The organism is Hahella sp. HN01 (assembly GCF_018986435.1).
Lineage (GTDB): Bacteria > Pseudomonadota > Gammaproteobacteria > Pseudomonadales > Oleiphilaceae > Hahella.
This window is the reverse complement of the sequence record NZ_JAHMIN010000084.1, coordinates 1-4,923: the sequence shown is the minus strand read 5'-3', so window position 1 is coordinate 4,923 and position 4,923 is coordinate 1. Positions and strand designations below refer to the sequence as shown.

Sequence of the window (4,923 nt, the reverse complement as noted above, 5' to 3'; positions counted from 1 at the left end):
TGGCGTCATACACCAGGCGCCCGCTGCGCGGCTGACTTTGTGCGCTGGCGAACTGGGTCAGCGCCGCTTCGCTATAATCCGGGCCGGCGTAGGCGCGGTCATAGCTGAGTTTTTCCGCCACCTGTCCCAGGGCGTCGTAACGGTTCTCGGTGACATAGCCCAGAGCGTCAATGGTGAAGCGCGCCTGGCCTTTGGCGTCGTAAACCACGCGGGATTGAGAGTGAGAGGGTTTGCCGCTGATAAAGGACTGCAGATCGATTTCCGAAGCGTTGGAGCCCGTATAAGCGCCATCGTAGATGCGCGTTTCAATCACTCGCCCCAATGCGTCATAGCGGGTCTCGCTCACTTGCCCCAGAGCGTCAACTGTAAAACGCACTTGGTTTTTGGCGTCATACACCAAACGAGAGTGAGAAGCCGGGGTTGCGCCGTTCGCGAAGGTCTGCAGGGCGCTTTCGGTGAAAACGCCGCCCGTGTAGGCATGGCTATAGCTGAGCTTTTCGGTTACCAGGCCCAGGCTGTCGTAACGGGTCTCCGTCACTTGCCCCAGGACGTCAAGGGTGAAACGTACTTGGCCTTTGACGTCGTAGACGTAGCGCGTCTTAACGCCCTCCGGCGTCAACGCCACATTGCGTATCTCCGCGCCGGCGTCATGGAAGGAAGTATCCACAAAATACGCCTTATCCGCCTCTGGCAGGCGCTCTGATACATACGCTTCCTGGTACTCGCTCTGGCCCGCCGGTCTCACGTAGTAATGCACGCGCCCGTCTTTCATCATAATGCGATAACGGTTGTCCGGGTGCTGCGTCACCCCCTCCATGTTCTGCTTCCAGACACCTTCTTCCCGGATCTGGATTTCCCCGCTGATGTTAAACAGCAGTCCGTAATCAATGTCCTGATACGACTTCATCGTGTCCGCACTGTTCAGACCCACGATCACTCGCTGTTGCGGTGGCGCATCTCCGTCACCTGACCCAGGGCGTCGATCGTGAAGCGCGCCTGGCCTTTAGCGTCGTAGACCAATCGGGTATGGGAAGCCGGGGTTTTGCCGTTCGTGAACGTCTGCAAAGCGCTTTCACTAAAGTCCGCACCGGTGTAGATCGCATTAAAGCGTTGTTTCTCCGTTACCCGCCCTTGGGCGTCGTAGCGGTTCTCGGCGACATACCCCAAAGCGTCGAGGGTGAAACGCGCCTGGCCTCTCGCGTCATAGATCACGCGGGATTTAGAAAGAACGGTTTTGCCACTGACAAAGGATTGCAGATTGCTTTCCGTAACGGTCGAAGCGGTATAAGCGCCGTCGTAACTGAGCGTTTCAATTACCCGCCCCAGACTGTCGTAACGGGTCTCCGTCACCTGGCCCAGAGCATCGACAGTGAAGCGCACCTGGCCTTTCACGTCATACACCAGTCGGGAATGGGCGGCGGGCGTTTTGCCGCTGATGAAGCTCTGCAGGGCGCTTTCGGTAAAGGCTGAGCCTGTGTAGGCGGAGCTGTAACTGAGTTTTTCGGTTATACGGCCCAGACTGTCGTAGCGGTTCTCCGTCACCTGTCCGAGGGCGTCGATAGTGAAGCGCGCCTGGCCTTTGGCGTCGTAGACCAAACGAGAATGGGAGGCCGGGGTTTTGCCGCTGACGAAGCTCTCCAGATCGCTCTCGCCCCATGCGTCGCCCGGGTAGGCGCTGTCGTAGCGGAGGGTGGCCACGACCCGGCCCGCCGCGTCGTAACGGTTCTCGGTGACGTAGCCCTGTTCGTCCAGACTGAAACGCGCCCGTCCCTGGGCGTCGTACGCGACTTTCTTGCTCTGCGTGGCGTAGTTCGCGCGCGTGAATTTCACCGCATCGGCCACCACATAGCCGTCTCCGCCGCCCAGCAGCTCCACCCATCCTTCCGCGCCGAAGTCAAAGTCGCCCAGCAATACCCATTGCCCGCCCTGCGTCCGCTGGTTCACTGTCACGTCCGTCACGGTCGCCTTGCCGGCGGCGTCCAGATGATGTATCCGATAGGTCGCGTTGCTCGCCCGGTTCGCGTGCGAGGTCCAGGTCGCGTACACGCCATGGCGTCCCGCCTGCGTCAGCGCCGAGCGCCACGACACGGCGGTGGATGCGCCTTTGGCCGTCAGGTACTGCCGCCCTTCATATCCTGCGGCGCTGGTCGACTCGCTCCAGCCCGCCGGCGCCGGCAGGGTTTCGCTGTCCAGGACAACGTCTCCCACGCCTCCCAACGCGCCGCTGTCCGCCTGTCGCTGCAGTTGCGCCAACTGCGCCGGCGTCAACGCCTGCGCGTCCAGGTACCGCACCGTCTCCACCACGCGCCCCAGGGCGTCGTAGCGGTTCTCCGTCACAAACCCTTGCGCGTCGACTTCGAAGCGCACTTGGCCTTTGCCGTCATAAACGTAGCGGGTGGAGACGCCCGCCCTGTGGTAGTCCGCATCGCCGCTGAGCGCCACGGCTTCAATCGCCGCGCCGGCGCCGTACAGGTTGGTTTGCGCCGTGTAGTTCGCGTTTGCGTCCACCACGCCCGTGAGGGTCTGAATCAGCGTGAAGCCGCGCTCGCCGCCGCGCTGAAGCAGGATGCGCGCGTCCGCGCCCCGCATTTCGATGCGCAGGCGGTCGCCAACCTTGATCGGCGTCGCCGAGGTTGGCTCCGTGCGCACGCCGTTCACCTGGATCATCAGGCTGTGGCCCTGTGAACCSGCGCCRTCCGGGTCGCGGATGAAAACGCCCAGGTCCACTTCATTCAGATAATCGTTGCCGGTCAGGACGGTCTCCGGGTTCTTATTGAAGCCCACCGCGCCCAGGGAAGCCCCGGTCGGCAGCGCCGCCACGGTGAACTCCAGCGCGCCGCGGCCTTGTTGCAGCGCTTCGTTCGCCACCGCCCGGCCTCCGCTGAGTCCGGTGGCGGCGGTCTTGATAATCCGTCCCGCGTCGATCTGCACRACGCCGTCGCCGCGCCAGCTCGGCGCATGCGCCGCCAGCGACGCCAGGTTGGCGGCGTTCAGGTCCGCCGCTTTGTCGTAGCGGGTCTTCTTCGCAACGCGTCCTTGTCCGTCGTACTCATAACCGGTGACATAACCCTGGGCGTCGATTTCGAAACGCACCTGGCCCTCAGCGTCGTAGAAGCGTCGCGTGGTGATTGCGCTCTGGCCCCCGGCGAAGGTCTCCAGCGCCGCCAGGCTGACGGCGCCGCCGTAGGCGGTCTCATAGCGACGCGCCTGCGTCACCCGCCCCAGGGCGTCATAGCGGTTCTCCGTGACGTAACCCAGGGCGTCGATCTCAAAGCGCACCCGGTCCTGGCCGTCATAGACGTAACGAGTCTGCGCGCCCTGCGCGTCCACTCTGCGGATCACCCGGCCCTGGGCGTCGTAGTATTGCTGCGCCTTGCCCAGCAGCACGCCGCCGGCGTCGCGCTCCACCACGTCGATCAGCGCGCCGGCGCTGTTGTAGGTCTTCACGCTTTGCAGGCCCGCCGCGTCGCGGCTCAGGATGGTCGCACCCTGGTATTCGGTCTGCGTGGTCACCGCGCCCAGCGCGTCCTTCACCGACAGCAGTCGGCCCAGGCCGTCGTAGACGTACAGCGTTTCTCCCGTGCGATGCCCCAGGCTCTCCGGAGCCGCGCTCGCGTTCTCCGTCGGCGCCGCCTGGTCGGGGTTCACCTGTTTCAGCAGGCGTCCTTCCGCGTCGTAGATAAAGTGCGTGGTCGCCGCGCCGATTCCCGCGCCCGTGGCGTCGGTCTTGCTGTAGCGGGTCTGACGGCTCAGCTGGCCGCGGAAGTCGTAGTCGTATTCCGTGAGGGTGGTTCCCTGCGCCCGGGCGCCGGGCGCCCACGTATTAAGAGGTCCTTCGCTCAGCGGTTGATTGGAACTCAGGCCGCTCAGGTCGTAGCGCGCSAGGTASCCCTGGGTCGCTCTCAGCTGRCCCAGGTTGTTGTAGCGGAATTCGGTGACGCCGCCCTSGGCGTCCACGCGGTAACGCAGACGATGTTCGCTGTCGTAAACGTAGCGCTGGGTGGCGCCGTCCGTCGTTTCCGTCAGGGTCTGGTTGTAGGCGTTATAGGTGTAGTCGGTGGCGCGGCCCAAACGGTCGGTATGGGTCAGCAGATTGCCCATGGCGTCGTAGCGGTAGGTCTCGCTGTAGCCATCGGCGTCCGTACTTTGGATRAGGTTGTCGTCGGCGTCGTAGGCGTAGCGGCGAACGCTCTGGCTTCCGTCCTGTTGCGGCAGGCGCAKYTCCACCAGRCGCGCGCGTTCGTCRTARCGCAGCACCGTCTGCAGGCCGCTCAGCGTCGCTGGGTCCAGCACCCGCGTCACCGTCGCCGTGCGCTGCGCCAGATCATAGGCGTAGGCGGTGACGATGGCGTCCGCGCCGTCGCCCTGGGTGACCCGGGTCACCCGGTATTCGCCGCCGATGTTCTGGTACTGGAAGCTCACCGACACGCCGTCGCTGGCCTGCATCTTCGCCACGCGTTTGCTGTCGCCGTCGTAGCTATAGCGCGTCACGAAAGTGCGGCCGTCGCCGATGCTGTTGTCCGCCGGGGTCAGGTCCACCGTCACCGTCGTCAGGCGTCCCTGAGCGTCATAGCCGTAATAGGTCTGGTTGCGTTGCGCGCCGTCCGCGCCCACCGTCTTCACCAGCACCGCCCGCCCAGAGTCGTCGTACTGAATCTCCAGTTTCTCCCCCGACGCTGTCGTCAGGGTCGTCGCGGCCGCGCTGCGGCTGATGGTCACCCGTCCGGGTTCGTCGCGATGGGCCAGCGCGCTCAGTTTGCCCTGCCAGCTGTACACTTCCTGCGCGCCACTCTCGCCTTCCGTCCACAGGAACGCGTCAGCGCCGGTTCCGCCACGGAATTCCAAAGTGTCGTGAGCGCCTTCACCGACGCTGGAGACGTACAATCCCCGACTCTCGTCATAACGATAATCCGTGCGGCTGCC

Annotated in this window: 1 protein-coding gene and 1 pseudogene; both read right to left on the bottom strand. The window is 64.1% G+C overall.

The window, feature by feature from the left end:
* Window positions 1–931 (bottom strand): hypothetical protein (locus KP814_RS33045; RefSeq protein WP_371824110.1); only part of this gene is annotated, 931 nt, incomplete at its 3' end.
* Window positions 932–933: 2 nt separating this feature from the next.
* Window positions 934–4,923: pseudogene (locus KP814_RS31950) on the bottom strand (type IV secretion protein Rhs); the annotation flags it as partial.